Here is a 22,790-nt window from a genome sequence, read left to right as displayed (position 1 = left end):
ATGAAAAAACTCGCGACAATGATCGCCGCCCTGGCCATCGGGGGCACGGTGCATGCGGCGCCGGTACCGGCCGCGAAACAGGAGCTGGTCAACCGCGTGCTGCAGCTCTGGCACCCGGAAACCATCGGGGAATCGATGCTGCAGGCGCCGGTAGGCGATGCGGTGCAGCAGGCGCGCGCCGTGCTGCAGGGCCGCGTATCGCCGGAAAAGCGCGATGCCGCGCTGAAGGAGATCGTGGCCGATGCCCGCCAGTTCATGGACGAGAACAAGCCGCTGGCGCAGGCCAGCGCGCAGAAACTGGTCGGCACCACGGTGGCCCCGATGCTGGCCGAACGCTTCACGGAGGAGGAACTGCGCCAGATCATCACCATTCTCGAATCGCCGGTGAAGAAAAAGTTCGAAGGCATGGTGCCCGAGCTGCAGAAGAAGCTGGGCGAAGGGGTTGCCGCCGATACGCGTGCCGTGATGGATCCCAAGCTGCAGGAACTGCAGCAGCGCATCGGCATGCGCCTTCGTAGTGCGGTGTCGCCCTGACCGGGAGAACAGGCCATGAGCTATTCCTCGGCTCTTCACCTGGTGCGCGGTGTGAAATCGCGCCTTTCCCATTCCGGCGTTGAAGCGGAAGCGCTGTTCGAGCAAGCTGGCCTGAATGAAGGCGATGGCCTGGCCTGCGACGCGCTGACGCTGTCGGATAAACTCAGCCACCTGTGGGAGCTGGTGGTTGAACATTCGGGCGATCCGCTGATCGGCCTGAAAGTCTCTACCCCGCATCGCCTGGGCTGGCTGGGCGTGATGGGGCACATCATGCTGTTGTCGCCGACCGTGCAAAGCACGATCGAGCGCTGTCACGGCCATACGCGCGTCGGTATCCTGCTGCCCGGCCTGCAGCGCGTGGTGCCGCGCCAGCGCTACGACTTCGTCTGGTGCGTGCTGCTGCGCACCCTGCGCTGTGCCTCCGGCCGCGACGACGCCGTGCCGGTGAAGGTGGAATACGCCTTCCCGGAACCGGCCAATTCGGCATTCTTCGAAAATACCTTCGGCTGCCCGGTGTATTTCAACCGGCCGCACAATGTGATGGAGTTTTCCGACGCGGACATGGTGGCGGCGCTGCCCAACGGCGGCATGCCGCTGCCCGGCCCCAAGCCTATCCTGGCCCAACTGGCCGAAGCGCAGCCGCCTGCATTCACAGCCCGTGTGCAAGAGATCCTCGCCTCGCTGCTGCCGAAAGGGCCGCCGCATCGCGACGCCGTCGCCGGCTTGCTGGCCATGAGCGAGCGCACCTTGCAGCGCCGCCTGGCCGAGGAAGGCACCAGCTTTTCCAATGTGGTCGACGACACCCGGCGCGCGCTGGCGCGGCAATCGCTTGAAGCTGGCGAACTGTCGCTGAAGATGCTCAGCTTCCAACTGGGCTTTTCCGAACCGAGCGCATTCTACAGGGCCTGCAAGCGCTGGTTCGGCATGACGCCTTCCGACCTGGCCAATCACGGAGAAAAACATGGCATGGTATAAACCGGAGCATCCTGCGCAACTGTTTGGCCAATTGCTGGTCAAGCACAAGCTGGTCACCGAAGAACAGCTTCAGAGCGCGATCGAACATCAGCGGCAAACCGGCCAGCGGCTCGGCGAAATTTTCGCCGAGTGGGAGCTTGTCACGCACCAGCATGTGCAGGACATCCTGCGCAAGCAGCGCCGCGTGCGCATGGCGGCGGCGCTGATCGGGGCGATTTTCGCTCCACTGGAGGCGTATGCCGCCGAAACGCTGGCTACAGCCCCCGTCACCATCAGCGCCCCGGCTGCAATCGTGCCCCGCGAGGGCTCGTTTGCGGCACTGGCGGAAAGTGAACTCGACGCCGTGACAGCCCAAGGGCTTGATGAAGACCTGGTGCGCCAGGTACGCGATCAGTTGAAACGTAACGGCGTGGAAGTGAGCGGAGACCTGGCCAAGCTGGTGAATCCGGTGCTTGGCATGATTGACTCCGATGTCAGCGTGAATAACGTGGTGTACGCGCCGAACCGCGCGGCGACCACCGTGAATCCCGACGGCTCCTTGTCGCTGAACCTTCCGACCACGATCGGAGAAATCAATTTCAACAACATCCGCGTGCATGGCGCCGCGGGCAGTGGACCGAGCTTCGGCAGCATCTCGATCAGGGGCATCGACCTGACCGGTACCGTCATCACGATGGCGCTCAAGCGATGAACCGCGCCGTCCGCCCCGTCGCAAAGCGCCTGCATCGCGCGCCTTGGCTGGCCCTGGCTGTCGCCCTGCCCGCGATGGCGGCAACAGGCGCAGAGCCTCTGGCACCTGCGGTGTCCGCCCTGTCGGGCAATATTGTCCATGTGGCTGAGGCTCCAAGTCACGGCCTGCCCGGCAAAGCCTTCACTGCCTGGACGCTGGTCGCAGCTCCCGTCCCGCGCCTGTGCGCGATGGTTCAGGACTACGCCGCCTATTCCTCTTACATGCCCAATACAAAGAGCGCGCTGCCGGTTGGCGAAGGAGACGGCTACGTCCTGGTCGACATGACACTCGACCTGCCACTGGGACAGCAAAAGAAGTACCGCCTGCGACTGGAGCAGCAACAGCAGCCCGACGCCACCCAATGCAAACTCGCATGGCAGCTGGTGCCAACCGGCCTTGCGCCCGCAGACACCATTGCCGACACCGCCGGCTACTGGCTATTCACGCCGATCCCCGGCGAAAGCGGCAAGACGCTGGTTGAATATCATGTCTATGCCGACCCGGGACCGGTGCCATACGGCTTCGGCTGGATCGTCGAGATGATGAGCAAGCGCAGCCTCCCGCGCACGCTGGAAGCCCTGCGTGCGCAAGCGGCCAGGTAATGGGCCGCTATTACTCCGCGCAGCGAAACACTCCCTTCATTTTCAAGCGTTGTTCGGCCGTCAGCCGCGCCGCGGTTTCGTTGTAAATATAGTTCTCTTCCTCCCGCATCAGGAGGAAACTGCCGTCCGCCTGCTCGCTCCAGACCAGGTAGCCGCAGTAGGTCTCGGCATTGGTGAAACGGCCCGTGAAATCCACCGCTGCATAGGTGCCAGGCGCGCCGCTTTGCGAGCTGCGATAGATCGTAACTTTCTTCAGGTCACGCTGTTGCACACTGCCTGCCCGTGCAGCGCTCGCCGCCATGGCATCGCGCCATTCCTCAAACGTCCACTGCTGCCGCAAGCCGGCGCCAAGGCGCGCCCATGCCTCGGCATAGCGCGCCGCATCCTTCTCCGTAAAGTAGGCCTTGCTCAGCGCCTCGACGCGGGTTTTCTGGGAGGCTGTCGGTTGCCATGCTGGCGTCGCACTCACAGCCTTTGGTGGCGCCAGGGACTGCTGAAGCGCCGCGTTCATGCGGCGGAATTCTTCCAGCATGCTGTCACAGGCTTCGCGCTTTGCCTGGCATAGTGCATTCATCCTGATCGATGCCTGGCCGTTTTCCACAACCACCGTGCGCCGGACTGCCGCAGGATGGGCAGGATGCCCGGCCCGGGTGAAGGACCACAACGTATGGCTCGCTTTATCGTCTGCGACAGTCCAGCCGCCCTCCTCCGTGATCGCCACGTCGCTGCGTGCTTTCAGGGTCTCCAATGCTGCTGCGGCGCTGGGGTAGCCAATACTGTCAGGCGTCGCCGCAGCTGCGGACAGGAGTATCAGGAAATCAATCATGCATTGCAATATAGAGCACGGCGCGACAAAAGGTCAATTGTGGTAGCATCCGGCCGTCTGACCATTAAGCTGCGAGCCGCCATGCCATCCGCCCCACGCCTGTCCGATGTCGTCGCCACTGAACTGGAAACCCGTATCCTCGAAGGTTCGCTGAAGCCTGGCGACCGCCTACCGTCCGAGCGCGAACTGGCAGTGGAACTGGGCGTGTCGCGTCCCTCCCTGCGCGGCGCCCTGCAATCGCTGGTGGCCAAGGGGCTGCTGATCACGCGCCACGGCGGCGGAACTTTCGTGACCGACTCGATGCAAGCGGCATTCACCGACCCGTGGCAGCAGATGCTGAAAGACCATCCGGATATCCACGGCGACATGCTCGAATTCCGCTACATGCTGGAAGGCCAGGCCGCGCAACTGGCGGCGGAGCGCGGAACGGAAGAGGATTTCGAACGCATCCGCGCATGTCATGAGTCACTGGAGCGAGCGTTGGCGACGCAGGACCTCGAGCAATGCATCAAGACCGACGTGGAATTCCACCAGGCGATTGCAGAGGCCTCGCACAATGTGCTGATCGGGCATTTGAGCTCCAGCCTACACAAGGTGATGGAAGGCCACGTGCAGAGCAACCTGGAATACCTGACGGCTCGCCCGGAACTGTGGGCGCAGCTTCAGGTGCAGCACCGCGCGATCTGGGAAGCGGTACGGGAACGAAGGATGGATATGGCGGAACACGCTGCCCACCACCACCTGGATTTCGTCAAGCAGACCATGCGCGAAACCCTGAAGAACGAAGAACGCCGCAGTGCGGCAACGCGGCGGCTGTCAGCCGGCGCGTAAGACTTCGGGCCGCCGTGCAAGCAGGTGCGACAGCTTTTGAAGACCGGCCTGCAAGCGCCCGCGATCCTTGATGCTACCCAAACAGATCCGGATTGCATTCACAGAGCCGGTGCCGATTGCAAATGCCTCTGCAGGCGTGACTGCAATGCCCTCGCTCTCGGCTGCACGCACAAGCTGCGAGGGGTTCCAGTACGCCGGCAACTCGAACCATACATGCAGGCCATCCCCTGCGCCGCTGTACCGCCCGGCCAGGAGATCCCGAGCCATCAAGTGGCGCAGGCGCGCCTCCTTGCTCACACCTTCCAGCAATCCGTCTGCCGAACCGGAAAGTATCCACTGAGTGGCCAGTGCCGCCGTCAGAGGAGCGACCATCAGCGCAAATGATCTAAGCGCGACCAGGAAACGTTCGCGTTCGTGCGGGTCGCGTATTAGCACGAAGGCGACACGCAAGCCGGGCGTCAGGCATTTCGACAGGGTTGAGATGTAGTACACCTGTTCCGGTGCAAATGTGGCAATAGGCGGTGGCGGGCTATCTGCAAGGAGCCAGTAGGGATCGTCCTCGACGATGCGCACATTGCAGCGCTTCGCGATGGTGGCGAGCTCCTTGCGCCGGCGTTCCGGAATAGTGACGGCGGTCGGGTTCTGTAAAGTCGGATTGAGGTACACCAGCCCAGGCTTGTGCTGGCGGCACGCCTCCTCAAGCATCCCAGGCACCATCCCGTGCTTGTCCGCTTCCACCGCAATGATGCGCCGGCCGAATTGGGCCGCGGCGGCACGCAAGCCGGGATAACTCATTGGCTCTGCCAGGATAACGTCGCCAGGCTCCGTCAGCGCAAGGATCAATGCGGCGATCGCCGCTTGCGCCCCCGGGCAGACAACTAGCTGTCGTGCATCCGGATGTCCAAACATCGGTTCGAGCCACTTGGCTCCAGCCTTGCGGTCGGAGTTGCTTCCCCCCGGCCAAGTGGTAAGTCATCAGCAATTCACTATCTGCCCTCATCAATACTTGCGACAAACCCTGTTTCAACATGTCGTCAAAGTCCACGCCATCCGGCGGCGGCGGGGTATTCATGCTCAGGTCGAGGATGGAGTCCAATTCAACTTTCGGCGCCGCGACATAGGTGCCTCGAGCGCCGCGGCCCTCCAACAAGTGGCGGCGCCTGGCTTCGTCGTATGCGCGCGTGATCGTCGTCAGGTCGACGTCCAGCTGTGCTGCCAATTGGCGCTGCGGAGGCAGGCGGTCTCCCGGTTTCAGCGAACCGCCTTCTACCGCTGCCTGCAACGCATCCGCGATCTGTAAAAAACGCGGCCCGCCATGCACAGCCAAGCGCGGCATCCAGATCGGCGAATTTTCATCTTGCATGGATTTCAACTGGGACATTTTGTCTCAATGTATGGAAATTGCTTTTGGGTAGTATGCCTCAGGTCGTGCAGCAATCGCTGGCACTCTCTCCTCTCTGATCAGCATTCGCAAATACGCAAAAAAGATGGAATGGATTCCAGTTGTCTTAGTTACGTTCAAGGTTCTCGTGTTCGGCACGGGCATGTTCTTCGCCATCAAATGGCATCACGATAAAGAGAAGGGGGAGAAAGAGAAGGAGAAATAGAGAAATCGGCGCGCCGTAGGCGCCCGCAGCCCCGAAGCACGCCTGTGCCGACCGATCTCGGCAGCGAGCTACTAAGTTGGAATTCTACCGAATACCCGCTCTTGGCCCGTCACGGCGCCATCGCAGGGCTAACTGGGTTCACGATTCGAACAACCTGCACTGGCTGATCTTCAAAAATTCGCGGTACCGACCATATGGACTCACGAATTTCCCATGTGACTCGCGTGTTCAGCAACTGCTCAAGAATCTGGTCTTTAATATCAACGAATTGAAGTGGATGGCCTGCCATGCCGCTTTTGATGCGATTCGTTGATAACTCGATCCATTGAACATCGCGGAAGGGATATGGCCCATTTGGCCCTTCAAGGTAGCCATCTACAGGTATCGTCAGAAGTTGCCCCCAATCCCCCTCTTCGGTTGAGAGGCCGGATGTCGATGCAACGCGAATCCAGCAACGAAGCTGTGCAACCAGCCCGCATATCGGGGCCCAGTAAGATACGGCGTCGCTCAAAACTGTTCCTTTTCGTTTACCTCACCTGACAGACACCCTCAGGTGAGGTCTTGATTAAATCTTCCTATTTGGCGCGCGCTTTGCCGAAAGCGTCGCCAGCTTTCCACTCCGGCATCTTCGGCGCATCGGCCACGATACGCCCCAGGTTCAGGGTGAACTGCGCCATCTGCGTCATGCCAGCCATCGACCAGTTAGGATCATATTCGTCGCTGACCTGATGATAGCTCTTGCGGTACGCTGCACGCATCTGCTCCGCCTTCTCCTTGTCGCCCAGGTAATCGCTGCCCGAGGTGATGGAGAATGCCGGCACACCCGCCTTGGCAAAGCTGAAGTGGTCGGAACGGAAGTAACCGCCCGCCAGGTCCGGCTTCTCTTTCGCGATCACCATTTTCATGCCCTTGGCGGCGGCTTCCGCCATCTTGCCCAAGTCCGTGCGCTCACTCCCAGCGGTGCCGATATCGCGCGTAGTGCCGATCCAGTTCAGGGAATCGAGGTTCAGGTTCGCAGCCGTTTTCGCCAACGGCCACAGTGGCGATTCAGCATACGCTGCGCTACCGAGCAAGCCCTGCTCTTCCGCCGCCACCCACAGGAACATCTGGCTACGCTTGGCAGGCGACTTCACCGCCTCCTGCGCCATCGCCAGCAAGGCCGCACTGCCGGAGGCATTGTCGACTGCACCGTTGTAGATGGTGTCACCGCTCGTGCCCTGCTTGCCCAGGTGGTCCCAATGAGCCGAGTAGATCACCACTTCATCCTTCAGTTTCGGATCGGTGCCCGGTACCACGCCCGCCACATTGAACTGTTCGACATTGCGCACTTCAGCCTTCATGTCGCCCACCAGCCTGGCCTTCAGCGCCACCGGCTGGAAGTCCTTACGTTCAGCGGCCGCACGCAACTGGTCCAGGTCCAGGCCTGCAGCCTTGAACAACGCCAGCGCAGTATCGTTGGTTATCCAGCCTTGCAACTCGGTGCCCGGCGTGCCTTGCGCAAGCTGGAAACGTTCCACGCCGTCCCAGCTGTTTTTCACCACGCTGTAGCCATACGAAGCCGAAGCATCGGTGTGGATCAGCAGCGCGCCGATCGCGCCCTTGCGCTTGGCTTCTTCGAATTTATAGGTCCAGCGGCCGTAGTAAGTCAGGGCCTTGCCGCCGAAGCGGTTCGGCGCTTCGGCCGTTGGCATCGGGTCGTTGACCATCATGACGATGACCTTGCCCTTCACGTCCTGGCCCTTGTAGTCGTCCCAGCCCTCCTCCGAAGCGGTGATGCCGTAGCCGACGAACACCAGGTCGGCATTGAAGCTGTGCGCAGCCTTCGCATCGCCCGGAGCATAGACCCAATCCTTGCCGAAGCTGGCAGGCAGCGCCACGCCATTCACTTCCAGTCGCAGGTTGGAAGCCGCCGCATCGGTCTTCACGCCGGCGATCTTCACCAGCTGGCGGTAGGTGACGCCGTCAACCGGCTTCAGGCCCACGGCCAGGGCCTGGTTTTCCAGGTAAGCGACGGTCAGGTCGCCGCCGCGCTGGCCGGTGCCGCGGCCTTCCAGCAGGTCGCTGGAAAGGAACGCCAAATGGGCGCGCAGCGGCGCCTCTTGCACAATCGGCTGCATTGCCTTGCCGCCTTTGACGCCTGCTGCGTGGGCCGGAGCCAGCGCCAGCGCAATGCTGGCCGCGAGGGTGGACGCTACGAAGGTGATGGATTTAGTCATGTCTTTGTCTTGTGGATTGTCCATTGGGCGCGGCTGATGGCCGCGCGGGCATTCTAGCGGATTTACCTTAATAGAAGCCTGGTGCGGAATCGTCCAATATGGATCGACAGCATATTTGCACCGTCACCGACGTCAACGCGGCGCTGCAGCAACCGCACTTGCGAGCGCACGAAGCGTTACTCAAGCAGCAGCAAGCGCGCAGCGGGGAGAAGACGTAGTGCATCCTGCCGACGCCATCACGCAGCGAAAATCCATTGAAGATGATGGGGGCCAGCAGCGCATATCGTAGCGTGGTGGCTTCGGGTCGCCATTTTTTTTCAACGCAGCTACGATGCCAAAGCGGCAGACGATACGATCTAAGCGTGACCAAGCGGGGAACATTCTACGACGTCAAAGTGGAAAAACGCCGCCAATCTTGCCGAAATCGCTTGACGATAATTTAGCTGACGCTACGACGAAAGTGCGGCGCAAAACACTAATCCCAAGAAAATGTCCAGCGCAAACCGTTGCGGCGCCACTAAAGCAGCAATCTCCTTTCCAAAATCGCTGCTTCAATCGATACCTAAACCTTTCTGGGCATCTGGACTGGCACCTAGAATGTGCAAAAACTCAAAGTCTTTTGAAGGGAAGCGTAACGGCTACGTCCCCAGCGGCAAAGTACTTCAGACCAATGCCACAACGCCACAACTCATAATACCCGTCGAATGCATTGCTTGCTGGGCCGGTGATCTTCATCGCCGGCCAAAGGATAAATGCCATCAAAAAATAATCATTGGCCATAGAATAAATTGCTTCCTTGAGAGCGAAAAGATCATTCTGCGCAGGCTGTTGTTCAGCTAGGAAATCCGTTAAACACTCGTACACCATTGTTGGTGTGTCTTCGTCAACTTCTTGACCCTTAGGTGCTTGCAATGTTATCCGACGGCCCTCAAGGGCATCGCGCAATTCCGCGTCGCCAAGAAAATCTGCAAAATTCTTGAGCCCATTCAAAAAAGTCTCCGCAAGCTGAATTGCCTTCATTTCATTGACGGGTGTAGGTTGCCTGACAACGAAGTACAAGTCACAAGGGTCCCATCCTGAAGACGCTGCATCAAATACCCTTCTAATTCTAGCGAGTACTTCTCTTTCGACATCGTTGTTGTTACCAAGCAGACTCTCTAGTCCTTGGCCGTCGGGCCGATAGCGATTGAACATGCCGGACAATACGCGTTGATCAGTTGATCTTCCGAACAATATCCCAGTGCCGGCCGTAATTCTAGTATAGAGATTACTTTCGTTCATATTAGTCTTTCAGCCCTTCCGGCAATGCATTACGTCCCCCCAAGAGCCTTCTATCTGCCCAAGTCTGGAGTTTCATTTTATAGTCCATGAAGTTCGTCGATGCTTTTACTTCGTTAATAATCTCGTTATGTGCTGTAGTAGATCCCTCGCCACCATGCATCCATTGGGGATTAACGCCCCGTACGTCCTCAACGGGAGTCCGCATGGACTTTATCTCTTCCATGCTGACGCCCGAAACCGGCAGCCATTCATGCAGTCCACCAGGATTTCGAGTTCGAGCCTCTATCGTGTCCCGGTATTTCGGCACAGCCCAAACTTGATCGAACTCCTCGGGTGTCAGTTGATTGTACCAAGAATCAAATTTTCCTCCTCTTACGGACGGGATTCTTCCACCAGGGATCAGTTCTTCGAGAGGACGAGCAGAATTTGCCCTGTTAGCTAACAACACCTGTTCGCCACCTTCGCTAGTCACCACTCTTTCCAACTGTATCGATTCAGCTATACCGAGTGTAACGGAACCCCGAACTCCCGTTGGCGTCGCGAATTTGATGTTCCAGTCGGGCAGTCCTGCTGCTCGAAGTTCTGAAGCGCCTTGCCGGACCACAGACGGCAATATCGGCGCAAGGCCGAACCCTGCGGATAGCGCCAGCTCAGTCTTATTTATGCCGAAGTGGCCAATAGTCTTACCTGAGGCAAAATAGGCGACGTTCTCGAGAGCCTGGGACGTCAGATCACCGACAACGCCTGCCGAAACACCTGCGGCACCAGTGACGCCAATCGCTCCCCATGCACTCGTAGCCAAAGGTGCGCCCAAGGTGCGTACTGCGCTAAAGGCCAATCCACCAGTCATCAGCCCCGCGACGCCGCCGACCGTCGTCAGAGAGAAGGCGCCTACTGCATCACGCATGCCATTTGCGCGCTGTTGCATCTCGGTGAAGCGGGGATCGCCAGGATTGAGCTCGAGCCCCAAGGAAGCATACTCCCCTGCCCCCACGTTCCAACGCTCGAATCGATATTTCAGTAGCTCAAGGCGCTGCTGCGGATCTGTTGTGTTATCAAGAACGTCTTGGATCGTAGCCTTTGCACCTTCAGTTCGACCATAGAATTGGTATTTCCCTCCCGTGTCAGAAGCGTTTGTAAACAGGTTACCGGCTCCATCGAATGCTGCGTAGGTGGCCGCATTCGAGCCCCCCACAAGCCTCTCTTCGCCCTGCAATTTGAAGTCAGAAGTCGTTACTTGCCCGATAGGAACCGTGCCAGTACCATCAAATTTGACCAACTCACCATTAGCGAACCGTTGCTCCGGAACTCCCTGTAGCGACACCGCGTTTTGCTCGATAACCGTTAGGCCAGCATTTTGTTCGAATGAGGCCGCCGCGAGCTTTTGCTCGATGATCTGATCCAGTCGAGCCTGATGCCTTTCATCATCTCGCAGCTGTTGTTTGGCGTAAGAACTCATGAACCGTTTGAGCGCCTCTGACTCAGCATTTCCGTCGCCAGAAATTGCCGCTGCGGACGCGCCATTGATACCGTCGGGTGTGGTGTCAACGCCGAACATGCCTCGTTGCTTACGTGCCGCAACATCTTCTGCAAATGTTTTACCCAGCACCGGTTCTTGCCCTTTTTTTGGCGCAGAGCCAAAGAGGTTCTCAAAAATCTCGCCAGGATTGTTAGCGGCATCTTCCTTAATCTGGTCACCAGCACCCTCCACCAGCCCGTCGATGAAATTACCGCCACGACGTTCAGACAAATAGCCACCGAGCACTCCGTGTGCAGCATAGTCGCCGAACGAACCCTTGCCGCCGAAAACGCCAACGTTGTTCTTGATCAGTGCATTGCCAAGCGATGCCAAGGTGCTCACGCCAACAGCCTTCCAATCCACGTGATCGTTCTTGATCACCTGGTAGGAAATATTCTGCGCGGCCGAATTAACCGCGAGCTGGGCGTATTTTCCCCAGGACCCACCCAAGACCGTTCCGGATTCGCCGATGTATTCGCCAAGCGCTCTTCCGACAACGTTCCCAGCATTCTTCGCGATGTACGATGCAGCCACGGCCTTCCAGCTAAAGTGCTCGCTGGTCAATGCGGTCGTCAACGTCGAAGTTGCGAATATGCCGACCTGGGTGCCGATCGCCGTGGCCATGCTGCTGGATACGCCCATGGCTGTTGCGCCTTGCGTAACGGCGCCGCCAACCATGCCCGACACATAACTGCCAACGCCCGCTGTCACAAGAGCCATGGCGCCCGCCTTGGCCACGGCCTTGTAGTTCATGTATTCATGGTCGCCATTGCCCATCGGGTCATACAACGACCGCGTGAAGTCGTGCAGGTTGCCGGAGAACGGGTTGAGCGTGCGCTTCACGGCGCGTTTGAAATCGAAGTTTCCGTTCAGTATATTGGTCGCATGCTGTTCAGCCAGCACGGACGACATCGCTGCCAAGGCGATGCCGACGCCGCTGCCGCCTGTAATCACACACACCACCACAAATACGATGATGGAAATAATCTTGGCGATGAAGCCGAACTTCGACTTGGGCGGGGGCGGCGAAGGCAGGTTCGGTAAGGTGCTGCCAACCAGCTTGCCGTTGTTATAGGCCTGCTCCAGCGAAACGCCACTCATGTAAGCAGGCGCAATCAGCGCCTGCCCGCCGTGCAGCGCCTGGCCCGGTTCGATCTTGTTGGCCTCTGCCAGCTTGTACCACAGCGAAGCATCGCCGTAGATCCGCTGGGCGATCGTCTGCAAGGTGTCGCCGTCGTTGGCTACCACCACATTGCCGCCGTTGCCCGGCGTGCTGCCGCCAGCCCGGCGCGTGTCAAGGTAGTTGTCGCCCGATTCAAGCAGCAATTTGCTGAGTATGGCTCTCCTTTGCACTGGTGGAAACGACGTGATCGCGCTCTGGGTTCAAGGTAACGGCGCCACAAGGTGCCCAGTTGCGCGTATTGCCCGACCAGCGGGCCGGATGGCGCGCCTGGGCAGCCAGATAGAGCTGATGCCGCGCTGCCAGAATAGCCTTGTCTTGCCCAGCATGGCGCTGTGCGGGGCTGACATAGCGAATGCCGCTGTGTCGATGTTCGACGTTGTACCACTGCACAAAGCGGGCGGCCCAGTCGCGCGTGGCGGCCAGATCGGCGAAGCCACCCGATGGGAATTCCGGGCGATACTTTGCGGTGCGGAACAGTGCCTCGGCGAACGCGTTGTCGTCGCTCACACGCGGGCGCGAGTAAGAAGGCTTGATGCCCAGCCAATGCAGCATGGCCAACACCGTGGTCGCCTTCAGTGTGGCACCGTTATCGCCATGCAGCACTGGCTTGTTGCGGTTCATAGCGACGCCTTCGGCCAATGCGGTGCGGCGCACCAAGTGACTGGCATGGTCGGCATCATCCTCGGCATGCACCTCCCAGCCAATGATCTTGCGGCTGTAGAGATCCAGGATCAAGTAGAGGTAAAACCAGCGGCCCGCCACCCGAGCCGGCAAATAGGTCATATCCCAGCACCAGACCTGGCCGGGCGCAGTGGCGATATGTGTGGTCGGCGGCCGCTGCCGACGCGGCGCTTTGGCCCGACCGCGATGGCGAATCTGACCATGGGCGCGCAGGATACGACTGAATGTCGATTCGCTGGCCAAGTAGACGCCCTCGTCGGCCAGCATGGGGACGATGCGAGCCGGCGGCATGTCAGCAAAACGCGGTTCGTTCGCGGCGGCCAAAACGGCAGCGCGTTCGTTCTCCGTCAGCGCATGCGAAGGCAGAGGGCGTATTGCCGTCGGCCGGCGGTCGCCGTTTTCCAAGCCGCCGTGCGCTTGCCAGCGTTGCAGGGTGCGCGCATTCAAGCCGACTGTGGCACATGCCTCACTCAGGCGTGCACCGGCCTGGCAAGCGTCGGCGATATCTCGGGCCATGACTTGGCGATCTTCGAGTCCGATCATTCGTCCTCGGCCTTGTACTTGCTGAAGATCGCCTCGGCTTTTTTTGATAGCACGAGCAAAGCTGCAGTCTCCGCTAACGCCTTGTCCTTGCGGCGGATCTCGCGTTCCAGTTCCTTGATGCGGCGCCTGTCTTGCTTGGCCTCTGCCGCAGTCACGCGCTTCTCTCCAGGTTCGGCTAAAGCATTGATTGCATGCTCGCGCACACTGCCAGCTCGTGCGGATAGACGCCATTACTGCGGCACCAAGCGCCTTTGTTTGCCTCGTCCATCATGGACGTCGCCAGCACCGCTTCAAACCGCGCGGCGGGCGTCCATTCGCGGCGTTGCGTCGGATTGGCCAGCGCTTCACTGCGCCAGCGTTCCAATGTCGATTCGCTCACGCCAATCGACAAGGCGACATCCTTGATCGACGCGCTCTCTGGCGGCAACAAACGCGCTACCGCCTTATCCTTAAATTCCTGTCCGTACCGTGCCACTTCACACTCCTGTTATCGCCCCCATTTTCTCAGATCTATCGGAGCGACAACTATTTTGACACTGGGGGAGCCACAGGATCGTCGATCAACGGGTTCTGGCTGGCGTTGAGGTTGTAAGCACGCCAGAAGTTGCTCTTCTGCTCGTCCGACATGTCGCCGAAGCTGCCGGAGTTGGTGCTGTAACGCATCTGCAACTGGCCGTTGGCAATGACCTGGTATTGCTCCTGAATCGGCGCGTTCTTGTCGACTTCGGTCGACTTCAGGATGTTGCCCTGGGCGTCGAACACGAAGAACTTCGACTTCGGTCCGGACTTCGGCCATTCGCCGCTGGCTGGTTCTTCGAAGTTCACAGCAATCATCCTGCCGTCGGCGTTGTACACCATGACGCTCCTGGCACTGGCGCCAGTACGGCCGGCAAGTTTGCCGCTTTCGCCGCGCATATAGCCTTCCGACCACAGCAAGACGGAACCGGTTGCACCCGCGCCGTAAGTGCTGGTGTAGAACTGGCTCATGTCATCGCCAACGGTCGAGAAGGAGGTGCTCTTCAAGACGTTGCCTGCAGCGTCGAACTTGTCGTTGGTCTGGCGGGACTTGACGCTGCCGTCGTCGTTGTAGCTTTCCGTCACCAGGTTGCGGCCGGCGACATCGTACGACATGGCATGCCGTTCATAGCCAGTCTTTGCCTTGCTCCTCACCAGTCGCGCCAGGAAGGACAGCTGATCGCCATACTCGGCCTTCTGCTCTTCGTAGTCGGCCAATGCTTGCTGGTAGGCGGTGTAGTCGATGTTGTACTGCGTGAGCAGCGCCTGGTAACGGTCCTTGTCTACCTGAGGTGCATTTGGCCCCAGATCGACCGGCTTCGTCGGTTCGACCGGTGCTACCGGTGCGGCGTCAGCCTGGACGTCAGGAAGATCCTCGACCTTGGCCCATTCCTCCACCACACGGCCGGCGGAATCGTAGCGGGTGATGTACTGCTGCCCACCGATCACGCTGGCAACCAGACGGTTCATCGCATCGTAGGTGAATGCCTGCGTTACGCTGCCGCCCTGGATCTTCCTGCCCAGGTTGCCGTCAATGTCATAGGCATAATCGGTCGTCGACTCGTCAACCGCGCCGGAGGCATTTGTAGCGTCAGCGCGCACTACACGGTTCAACGCATCGTAGAAGAAGTAGCCATCCTGGTTACGACCCGCGCCGGCACTGCTGGACCAGGAGTTGAAGCGGCTGCGGTTGCCAAAGCCGCTTCAACTCCATGCGGATGAACTGCGCACCAGTACCGAGATCGGCCGCGTCCACGCTGACCAGGCGGTGTTCGGCGTCGTAGCCCAGCACATTGCGCTGGAAGGTCTGGCCGTTTTGCTCCTGGACTTCGGAGGTGCGGTTGCCTACGGCGTCGTATGTCACCGCCCTGCACTTTCGGGCCAGCTTGCCGCCTGCACCGCAAAAACGGAATCGCTTTGACGATATACTCGCGCCTTTTTTCGTCGCCGTGTATCACTTATGCTGGATGCTGCATTTCCTTTGCCGGTTCGTGGCGCACCTGTTGTGGACGAGGCCCGTGCGGCGTCATTGTCCACGCGCCGCCTGTAAAAAGCCGCGCCACCATCACCTCCGCAAGCCAGCCTGGGCAATCGCAGAAATCATCCGCTTAAAGGCGCTCACCGATTTAAGCTGTCAAAAGCTGGCCGACACCTTCAACCGCCAACACGGCTGCCAGCGCGGTGTCACGGTGAGCAAAAGCTGGGTGGCTCTGACGATCAAACAACACCACTACCGCATCGCCGATATGCGGGAACGATGGAAGCGGCAGCAGCCCGCACCGCTGGCCCGCAACAGGATTTGGGGTCTCGACCTAACCGGCAAAGCCGATACCGCCGGAAAGATCCACGCCATCCTTGGCGTCATTGATCATGGCAGCCGCAAAGCCCTGTGCCTGCAACCCTTGCCTGACAAGCGCGCAGTCACCATCCTGCGCCACCTCTTGCGCGCGATTAGTCAATATGGAATGCCGCGGGCGATCAGGACCGATAATGAAGCCATCTTCCATTCGCTTCTGTTCCGGACAACGTTGAAATTTCTTGGCATTCGACAGCAATTCAGCCAGCCAAGCATGCCATGGCAGAACGGCCGCATAGAAAGGCTGTTCGGCACATTAAAAGAAACGCTCGATCAACTGACGGTCGACAACTTGCCGGCACTGCGGCTGTCGATGCATGAATTCGGATTCTGGTACAACCTGGTCAGACCGCACCAGCATCTAAACGGCAGGACACCAATGGAAGCTTGGCGCGGAATCGACCCGCATCGGCAAAGGCCGAAATACGCTTATCTTTTCGAAGCCTGGGACGGTCTTCTGAAAGGTGTGTGGCTGCGGCATTAGCCGGCAAGAAGACTGTGGCAGGTGATACGGACAGGTCGTCCAGGACTTTGCTCCCCCACACCACGAAGCTGCCTAATGATTAAGCAAATGTCGCGTGATTCTCGAACTATTCGCAAGAGAATGCCCGGTGCACACCGTTGCGGGGCCACTAAAGCAGCAATTTTCTTTCAAAAATCGCTGCTTCAATTGATACCCAAACCTTTCTGGACATCTGGACGGGGCAAAAGGCCGAAACGCGCTTATCTTTTTGAAGCTTGGGGTGGTCTTCTGAAAGGTGTGTGGCTGCGGCATTAGCTGGCAAGAAGGCGGTAGCAGGTGATGTGGACAGGTCGTCCAGGACCTTGCTCGCCCTTTGCTACGAACCTGCCTAATGTCTGTGCAAATGTCGCACGACTCTCGAACCATTCTCGAGAAAATCTCCAGTGCGCACCGTCCGGGCGCCACCAAAGCAGCAATCTTCTTTCAAAAATCGCTGCTTCAATCGATCCCCAAACCTTTCTGGACATCTGGACGGGGCAACGGGGCAAGTTGCAAACTAAGCAGCCATATACCATCCCATCACACAGCCAATTCAGCAGCTACCGCTGCTAACAAAGCAGTAAGCCTCCTCGGCGGTGGAGTATCAACGTAACTCGCTGCGATCTCGAATGGATCAATCATCATGGCCTGATCCTTGGCTTTAGCAAATTTCCCGACCACATAGCGACTAAAGTATCGAGATCCCGGGATGTCATTTACAAACCAACAGCCCCCGAATTCCTGTACAAAATATTCACCAACCCAATAGCCCATACGGGTTAGCAGCCAGGCACGATCCCCCTCGTCAGCCACGAGCATGTCCTGCAATGCCTGCTCTACATAAGGCGCGAACTGGGCAGCATGATTCAGCACTTCGTGCGCTGGCTGTATTCCCAGCTTCCCTACGAAGTCCACGAGGACTGGCATAAGCTCGCCATAAAACTCGTTAAATCCGGCCTTCCGCTTTTCAAGCGTGGCCATGTCTTGCGCTGTCATTCCTATTAACCTTTAATGATGAATTACCTGAATGATGCCATTATTCGTGAGTTGCTGACTCAATTCTGCAGAAGGCGGCGCCCCCAAGAACACCCAGCGAGGATCGTATCCAGGGACATTCCCCCTCAACCAGACATCCTTGAGGATCTGTTGTTGAATCTGTTCACTAAGCGGAACAAATTGTTGGGTGGGGAGTCCATTTACCGTCCGCCAAGACTGATACGCCTTAACCTCATTGGCGACAACTCCACCATTAGGCTGCGGCACAGGAGCATCGACGAATCGACCACCAGTTCCAGTAATTGGCTTCCCATTGATGGTCACCGCAGGTACCGGATAGTGCATCTGGCCCGGCGAGCCACTCAACTCCTGCACATAGCGTTCAGCGGCCTGCCAACTCTCAGGGCCACGCATATTACGGATCTGATTCAGCGTATTGGTCGTCGGTGTATAAGTCAACAATAGTGGCTTCTGGGCTGCCGACGGGACTGCTGACGCCGCATTCCGGACTTGATTCACCGTATTTGCTGCGGGCGTATACGTCAACAACAGCGGTTGCGTAGTTGAAGATGGTACCACAACCGGTGCTGCCTCATATGTGGTCTTTGCTGCTCGCCAGGATGCCGCAAATTGTTGAGTCCCTTGGTTGGCCAGGCTCGCCGTGGCTGCGGAAGGCGACAAGGTAAGCAGTCCAGCGCCAAGTTCTGAAACTTGTGGAGATGCACCGGTTGCATACTCAATTCCTTGCCCAATAAGGGTGCGCGAAGCCTCGCCAGTAAGCGCTGTCTTGAATCCGGCTGTTGCCTGGTCTACGCTTGCGGCAAATCCTACCCAGCCTGCAGCCGACAGCAATAGGCTACCGCCACCAGTGATCGGTGCCCCGGCGCCACCCAAAGCAATTGCGGCACCGCTCGCGACCCCACCTGCGAGACCTCCGACTCCCTGAACAACGCCGAGCAGACGTGTTCCGATATTCCAATCCGACCCCGTATCAACTGGCGACTGAGCAGGGATCGTATATTCGTATTGATGACCACCGCTGTCGCTCAGGGCGAAGTCCCAAGAATTCGAAGTCGTCTTACCGAGGAAGCCAGTGTCAGACACTTCATACAACCCAAGCCTTACAGCATTGGCTACTGTCGGCGAAAGATCTTGATTATTCTTAGCAGCATCCCCAACGACCAACGCGTTATATCTTTCGGCCACGTCCATTCGATCCCTCACGACTGGATTAATCCAATTAACTTTGGCATCCTCGCCATCAACTGATCCCGAAGGCAACCTTAGACGATCTCGTCCCGTCACCCCTGGAATGTCATCGCCAGGACCAGCCGCCGCAGGGCCATCAACGATATAGCGAGCATCCTGCATTGCAGGGTCGTCATAAACCTTGGCGTACTGCGTGTCGCTCCACATACCGCCGGCCGAATACGAAACGGCAGCCGCGCTGTTCGTTGGAATTCCACCTAAATTGAAACTGCCGCCGTCGCTGAGCCCCATGCCATGCTCGCTACGGCCACCAATGGTGATGCTCGATTCAGGTGTGGGTTGCATCTGGTCTGTCAGGCTGGAACCGAGTGCATTGCCGATTCCCAACGGACCGGGAAATTCTGGTCCAGCCTGTGTCGCTGGCTCGAAACCGCTGAACATGCCTCGTTGCTTACGAGCAGCAACATCTCCTGCAAATGTTTTAGCCAGCACCGGATCTTGCCCTTTTTTTGGCGCAGTGCCGAAGAGCCCCCCAAATATCTTGCCAGGATTGTTAGCGGCATCTTCCTTAATCTGCTCACCAGCACCCTCCACCAGCCCGTCGATGAAATTACCGCCACGACGTTCAGACAAATAGCCACCGAGCACTCCGTGTGCAGCATAGTCGCCGAACGAACCCTTGCCGCCAAGAACGCCAACGTTATTCTTGATCAGTGCATTGCCAAGCGACGCCAAGGTGCTCACGCCAACGGCCTTCCAATCCACGTGATCGTTCTTGATCACCTGGTAGGAAATATTCTGCGCGGCCGAATTAACCGCGAGCTGGGCGTATTTTCCCCAAGACCCACCCAAGACCGTTCCGGATTCGCCGATGTATTCGCCAAGCGCTCTTCCGACAACGTTCCCAGCATTCTTCGCGATGTACGATGCAGCCACGGCCTTCCAGCTAAAGTGCTCGCTGGTCAATGCGGTCGTCAACGTCGAAGTTGCGAATATGCCGACCTGGGTGCCGATCGCCGTGGCCATGCTGCTGGATACGCCCATGGCTGTTGCGCCTTGCGTAACGGCGCCGCCAACCATGCCCGTCACATAACTGCCAACGCCCGCTGTCACAAGAGCCATGGCGCCCGCCTTGGCCACGGCCTTGTAGTTCATGTATTCATGGTCGCCATTGCCCATCGGGTCGTACAACGACCGCGTGAAGTCGTGCAGGTTGCCGGAGAACGGGTTGAGCGTGCGCTTCACGGCGCGTTTGAAATCGAAGTTTCCGTTCAGTATATTGGTCGCATGCTGTTCAGCCAGCACGGACGACATCGCTGCCAAGGCGATGCCGACGCCGCTGCCGCCTGTAATCACACACACCACCACAAATACGATGATGGAAATAATCTTGGCGATGAAGCCGAACTTCGACTTGGGCGGGGGCGGCGAAGGCAGGTTCGGTAAGGTGCTGCCGACCAGCTTGCCGTTGTTATAGGCCTGCTCCAGCGAAACGCCACTCATGTAAGCCGGCGCAATCAGCGCCTGGCCGCCGTGCAGCGCCTGGCCCGGTTCGAGCTTGTTGGCCTCTGCCAGCTTGTACCACAGCGAAGCATCGCCGTAGATCCGCTGGGCGATCGTCTGCAAGGTGTCGCCGTCGTTGGCTACCACCACATTGCCGCCATTGCCCGGCGTGCTGCCGCCAGCCACAGGATCGTCGATCAACGGGTTCTGGCTGGCGTTGAGGTTGTAAGCACGCCAGAAGTTGTTCTTCTGCTCGTCCGACATGTCGCCGAAGCTGCCGGAGTTGGTGCTGTAACGCATCTGCAACTGGCCGTTGGCAATGACCTGGTATTGCTCCTGAATCGGCGCGTTCTTGTCGACTTCGGTCGACTTCAGGATGTTGCCCTGGGCGTCGAACACGAAGAACTTCGACTTCGGCCCGGACTTCGGCCATTCGCCGCTGGTCGGCTCCTCGAAGTTCACAGCAATCATCCTGCCGTCGGCGTTGTACACCATGACGCTCTTGGCACTGGCGCCAGTACGGCCGGCAAGTTTGCCGCTTTCGCCGCGCATATAGCCTTCCGACCACAGCAAGACGGAACCGGTTGCACCCGCGCCGTAAGTGCTGGTGTAGAACTGGCTCATGTCATCGCCAACGGTCGAGTAGGAGGTGCTCTTCAAGACGTTGCCTGCAGCGTCGAACTTGTCGTTGGTCTGGCGGGACTTGACGCTGCCGTCGTCGTTGTAGCTTTCCGTCACCAGGTTGCGGCCGGCGACATCGTACGACATGGCATGCCGTTCGTAACCAGTCTTTGCCTTGCTCCTCACCAGTCGCGCCAGGAAGGACAACTGATCGCCATATTCGGCCTGCTGCTCTGCATAGTCGGCCAACGCCTGCTGGTAGGCGGTGTAGTCGATGTTGTACTGCGTGAGCAGCGCCAGGTATCGGTCCTTGTCCGCCTGTGGTGCATTTGGACCCGGATCGACCGGCTTCGTCGGTTCGACCGGTGCTACCGGTGCGGCGTCAGCCTGGACGTCAGGCAGATCCTCGACCTTGGTCCATTCTTCCACCACACGGCCTGCGGAATCGTAGCGGGTGTTGTACTGCTGCCCACCGATCACGCTGGCAACCAGTCGGTTCATCGCATCGTAGGTGAACGTCTGCGTTACGCTGCCGCCCTGGATCTTCCTGCCCAGGTTGCCGTCAATGTCATAGACATAATCGGTCGTCGACTCGTCGACCGCGCCGGAGGCATTTGTAGCGTCAGCGCGCACTACACGGTTCAACGCATCGTAGAAGAAGTAGCCATCCTGGTTACGACCCGCGCCGGCACTGCTGGACCAGGAATTGAAGCGGCTGCGGTTGCCGAAGCCGCTTCAACTCCATGCGGATGAACTGCGCACCAGTACCGAGATCGGCCGCGTCCACGCTGACCAGGCGGTGTTCGGCGTCGTAGCCCAGCACATTGCGCTGGAAGGTCTGGCCGTTTTGCTCCTGGACTTCGGAGGTGCGGTTGCCTACGGCGTCGTATGTCACCGCCCTGCACTTTCGGGCCAGCTTGCCGCCTGCACCGCAAAAACGGAATCGCTTTGACGATATACTCGCGCCTTTTTTCGTCCCCGTGTATCACTTATGCTGGATGCTGCATTTCCTTTGCCGGTTCGTGGCGCACCTGTTGTGGACGAGGCCCGTGCGGCGTCATTGTCCACGCGCCGCCTGTAAAAAGCCGCGCCACCATCACCTCCGCAAGCCAGCCTGGGCAATCGCAGAAATCATCCGCTTAAAGGCGCTCACCGATTTAAGCTGTCAAAAGCTGGCCAACACCTTCAACCGCCTGCACGGCTGCCAGCGCGGTGTCACGGTGAGCAAAAGCTGGGTGGCTCTGACGATCAAACAACACCACTACCGCATCGCCGATATGCGGGAACGATGGAAGCGGCAGCAGCCCGCACCGCTGGCCCGCAACAGGATTTGGGGTCTCGACCTAACCGGCAAAGCCGATACCGCCGGAAAGATCCACGCCATCCTTGGCGTCATTGATCATGGCAGCCGCTAAGCCCTGTGCCTGCAACCCTTGCCTGACAAGCGCGCAGGCACCATCCTGCGCCACCTCTTGCGCGCGATTAGTCAATATGGAATGCCGCGGGCGATCAGGACCGATAATGAAGCCATCTTCCATTCGCTCCTGTTCCGGACAACGTTGAAATTTCTTGGCGTTCGACAGCAATTCAGCCAGCCAGGCATGCCATGGCAGAACGGCCGCATTGAAAGGCTGTTCGGCACATTGAAAGAAAAGCTCGATCAACTGACGGTCGAAGACTTGCCCGCACTGCGGCTGTCCATGCATGAATTCGGATTCTGGTACAACCAGGTCAGGCCGCACCAGCATCTAAACGGCAGGACGCCAATGGAAGCCTGGCGCGGAATCGACCCGCATCGGCAAAGGCCCAAGTGCGCTTATCTTTTCGAAGCCTGGGACGGTCTTCTGAAAGGTGTGTGGCTGCGGCATTAGCCGGCAAGAAGACTGTGGCAGGTGATACGGACAGGTCGTCCAGGACTTTGCTCGCCCCACACCACGAAGCTGCCTAATGATTAAGCAAATGTCGCGTGATTCTCGAACTATTCGCTAGAAAATGCCCGGTGCACACCGTTGCGGGGCCACTAAAGCAGCAATTTTCTTTCAAAAATCGCTGCTTCAATT

The 22,790-nt window shown here is 58.7% G+C and carries 18 protein-coding genes and 2 pseudogenes; 8 read left to right on the top strand and 12 right to left on the bottom strand.

Going from position 1 to position 22,790, the window contains the following annotated elements; genetic code table 11:
- Genes ACN9MU_RS09630 through ACN9MU_RS09615 form a run of 4 tightly spaced genes read left to right on the top strand, consistent with a single transcriptional unit; the run spans window position 1 to window position 2,841 of the window.
- Window positions 1-534: a DUF2059 domain-containing protein gene (locus ACN9MU_RS09630; protein WP_426321971.1), complete on the top strand. Its 534-nt coding sequence runs from the start codon at window positions 1-3 to the stop codon at window positions 532-534.
- Window positions 535-549: 15 nt separating this feature from the next.
- The gene (locus tag ACN9MU_RS09625) at window positions 550-1,509 is read left to right on the top strand and encodes an AraC family transcriptional regulator ligand-binding domain-containing protein (RefSeq protein WP_426170094.1); all 960 of its coding nucleotides are present in this window, start codon (window positions 550-552) and stop codon (window positions 1,507-1,509) included.
- Window positions 1,496-2,200 carry a hypothetical protein gene (locus ACN9MU_RS09620; RefSeq protein ID WP_426337208.1) on the top strand — a complete coding sequence of 235 codons (705 nt, stop codon included), beginning with the start codon at window positions 1,496-1,498 and terminating at the stop codon, window positions 2,198-2,200. The genes ACN9MU_RS09625 and ACN9MU_RS09620 overlap by 14 nt, the downstream gene beginning before the upstream one ends.
- On the top strand, window positions 2,197-2,841 hold the full coding sequence (locus ACN9MU_RS09615; protein ID WP_426344489.1) for a hypothetical protein: 645 nt from the start codon (window positions 2,197-2,199) through the stop codon (window positions 2,839-2,841). Before ACN9MU_RS09620 ends, ACN9MU_RS09615 begins: the two co-directional genes overlap by 4 nt.
- 10 nt (window positions 2,842-2,851) lie before the next feature.
- Here the strand turns inward: ACN9MU_RS09615 and ACN9MU_RS09610 are convergent, their stop codons facing one another.
- The gene (locus ACN9MU_RS09610) at window positions 2,852-3,667 is read right to left on the bottom strand and encodes a DUF4019 domain-containing protein (RefSeq protein ID WP_426170088.1); all 816 of its coding nucleotides are present in this window, start codon (window positions 3,665-3,667) and stop codon (window positions 2,852-2,854) included.
- Window positions 3,668-3,748: 81 nt separating this feature from the next.
- Here ACN9MU_RS09610 and ACN9MU_RS09605 point away from each other — a divergent pair, with 81 nt between their 5' ends.
- On the top strand, window positions 3,749-4,498 hold the full coding sequence (locus tag ACN9MU_RS09605) for an FCD domain-containing protein (RefSeq protein ID WP_426344488.1): 750 nt from the start codon (window positions 3,749-3,751) through the stop codon (window positions 4,496-4,498).
- Here ACN9MU_RS09605 and ACN9MU_RS09600 read toward each other — a convergent pair.
- The 8 genes and pseudogenes from ACN9MU_RS09600 to ACN9MU_RS09565 all read right to left on the bottom strand — a co-directional run bounded on the left by ACN9MU_RS09600 (window position 4,484) and on the right by ACN9MU_RS09565 (window position 15,407).
- Window positions 4,484-5,861: pseudogene (locus ACN9MU_RS09600) on the bottom strand (PLP-dependent aminotransferase family protein). The gene ACN9MU_RS09605 and the pseudogene ACN9MU_RS09600 sit on opposite strands and share 15 nt — an antisense overlap.
- Before the next feature lie 353 nt (window positions 5,862-6,214).
- Window positions 6,215-6,616 (bottom strand): hypothetical protein, encoded by a 402-nt coding sequence (locus ACN9MU_RS09595; protein WP_426337204.1) that lies wholly within the window; start codon window positions 6,614-6,616, stop codon window positions 6,215-6,217.
- Between the two features lie 64 nt (window positions 6,617-6,680).
- Window positions 6,681-8,321: a M28 family peptidase gene (locus tag ACN9MU_RS09590; RefSeq protein ID WP_426337203.1), complete on the bottom strand. Its 1,641-nt coding sequence runs from the start codon at window positions 8,319-8,321 to the stop codon at window positions 6,681-6,683.
- Between the two features lie 609 nt (window positions 8,322-8,930).
- Entirely contained in the window at window positions 8,931-9,602 is a 672-nt protein-coding gene (locus ACN9MU_RS09585; RefSeq protein WP_426344487.1) for a hypothetical protein, read from the bottom strand.
- Between the two features lies 1 nt (window position 9,603).
- Complete coding sequence (locus ACN9MU_RS09580; protein ID WP_426344486.1) at window positions 9,604-12,447, bottom strand: LysM peptidoglycan-binding domain-containing protein; 2,844 nt, start codon at window positions 12,445-12,447, stop codon at window positions 9,604-9,606.
- Window positions 12,437-14,003 (bottom strand): annotated as a pseudogene (locus ACN9MU_RS09575) (IS3 family transposase). Before ACN9MU_RS09575 ends, ACN9MU_RS09580 begins: the two are co-directional and overlap by 11 nt.
- A 50-nt stretch (window positions 14,004-14,053) precedes the next feature.
- Window positions 14,054-15,145, bottom strand: a complete 1,092-nt coding sequence (locus ACN9MU_RS09570) for a hypothetical protein (RefSeq protein WP_426344485.1) — start codon at window positions 15,143-15,145, stop codon at window positions 14,054-14,056.
- Between the two features lie 40 nt (window positions 15,146-15,185).
- Window positions 15,186-15,407, bottom strand: coding sequence for a hypothetical protein (locus ACN9MU_RS09565; protein WP_426344484.1), 222 nt, complete (start codon window positions 15,405-15,407; stop codon window positions 15,186-15,188).
- Between ACN9MU_RS09565 and ACN9MU_RS09560 the strand changes: the two genes are divergently transcribed.
- Entirely contained in the window at window positions 15,385-16,383 is a 999-nt protein-coding gene (locus tag ACN9MU_RS09560) for a transposase (protein ID WP_426344483.1), read from the top strand. The genes ACN9MU_RS09565 and ACN9MU_RS09560 overlap by 23 nt on opposite strands.
- 558 nt (window positions 16,384-16,941) lie before the next feature.
- Here ACN9MU_RS09560 and ACN9MU_RS09555 read toward each other — a convergent pair.
- Genes ACN9MU_RS09555 through ACN9MU_RS09545 form a run of 3 tightly spaced genes read right to left on the bottom strand, consistent with a single transcriptional unit; the run spans window position 16,942 to window position 21,625 of the window.
- Window positions 16,942-17,397, bottom strand: a complete 456-nt coding sequence (locus tag ACN9MU_RS09555; protein WP_426321947.1) for a hypothetical protein — start codon at window positions 17,395-17,397, stop codon at window positions 16,942-16,944.
- A gap of 12 nt (window positions 17,398-17,409) precedes the next feature.
- Window positions 17,410-21,363 (bottom strand): hypothetical protein, encoded by a 3,954-nt coding sequence (locus tag ACN9MU_RS09550; RefSeq protein ID WP_426344482.1) that lies wholly within the window; start codon window positions 21,361-21,363, stop codon window positions 17,410-17,412.
- Between the two features lie 40 nt (window positions 21,364-21,403).
- A complete protein-coding gene (locus ACN9MU_RS09545) occupies window positions 21,404-21,625 on the bottom strand; it encodes a hypothetical protein (RefSeq protein ID WP_426321953.1) in 222 nt (73 codons plus the stop codon).
- A gap of 103 nt (window positions 21,626-21,728) precedes the next feature.
- On the opposite strand from ACN9MU_RS09545, the gene ACN9MU_RS09540 reads away from it, so the two are divergent.
- Window positions 21,729-22,145, top strand: coding sequence for a hypothetical protein (locus ACN9MU_RS09540; RefSeq protein ID WP_426344481.1), 417 nt, complete (start codon window positions 21,729-21,731; stop codon window positions 22,143-22,145).
- A gap of 18 nt (window positions 22,146-22,163) precedes the next feature.
- Entirely contained in the window at window positions 22,164-22,601 is a 438-nt protein-coding gene (locus ACN9MU_RS09535; RefSeq protein WP_426344480.1) for an integrase core domain-containing protein, read from the top strand.
- Window positions 22,602-22,790 lie beyond the last annotated feature (189 nt).

The organism is Pseudoduganella sp. R-32 (assembly GCF_049913245.1).
In the GTDB taxonomy this organism is placed as follows: Bacteria; Pseudomonadota; Gammaproteobacteria; order Burkholderiales; family Burkholderiaceae_D; genus Rugamonas.
This window is presented reverse-complemented; position numbering and strand designations above follow the sequence as displayed.

What these genes read in the sequence shown, in the direction of transcription:
- ACN9MU_RS09615 (WP_426344489.1), top strand. Translation starts at nt 2,197, where the DNA reads ATGAACCGCGCCGTCCGCCCCGTCGCAAAGCGCCTGCATCGCGCGCCT.
- ACN9MU_RS09555 (WP_426321947.1), bottom strand. Translation starts at nt 17,397, where the DNA reads ATGACAGCGCAAGACATGGCCACGCTTGAAAAGCGGAAGGCCGGATTT.
- ACN9MU_RS09540 (WP_426344481.1), top strand. Translation starts at nt 21,729, where the DNA reads ATGCTGCATTTCCTTTGCCGGTTCGTGGCGCACCTGTTGTGGACGAGG.
- ACN9MU_RS09610 (WP_426170088.1), bottom strand. Translation starts at nt 3,667, where the DNA reads ATGATTGATTTCCTGATACTCCTGTCCGCAGCTGCGGCGACGCCTGAC.
- ACN9MU_RS09630 (WP_426321971.1), top strand. Translation starts at nt 1, where the DNA reads ATGAAAAAACTCGCGACAATGATCGCCGCCCTGGCCATCGGGGGCACG.
- ACN9MU_RS09620 (WP_426337208.1), top strand. Translation starts at nt 1,496, where the DNA reads ATGGCATGGTATAAACCGGAGCATCCTGCGCAACTGTTTGGCCAATTG.
- ACN9MU_RS09590 (WP_426337203.1), bottom strand. Translation starts at nt 8,321, where the DNA reads ATGACTAAATCCATCACCTTCGTAGCGTCCACCCTCGCGGCCAGCATT.
- ACN9MU_RS09585 (WP_426344487.1), bottom strand. Translation starts at nt 9,602, where the DNA reads ATGAACGAAAGTAATCTCTATACTAGAATTACGGCCGGCACTGGGATA.
- ACN9MU_RS09625 (WP_426170094.1), top strand. Translation starts at nt 550, where the DNA reads ATGAGCTATTCCTCGGCTCTTCACCTGGTGCGCGGTGTGAAATCGCGC.
- ACN9MU_RS09605 (WP_426344488.1), top strand. Translation starts at nt 3,749, where the DNA reads ATGCCATCCGCCCCACGCCTGTCCGATGTCGTCGCCACTGAACTGGAA.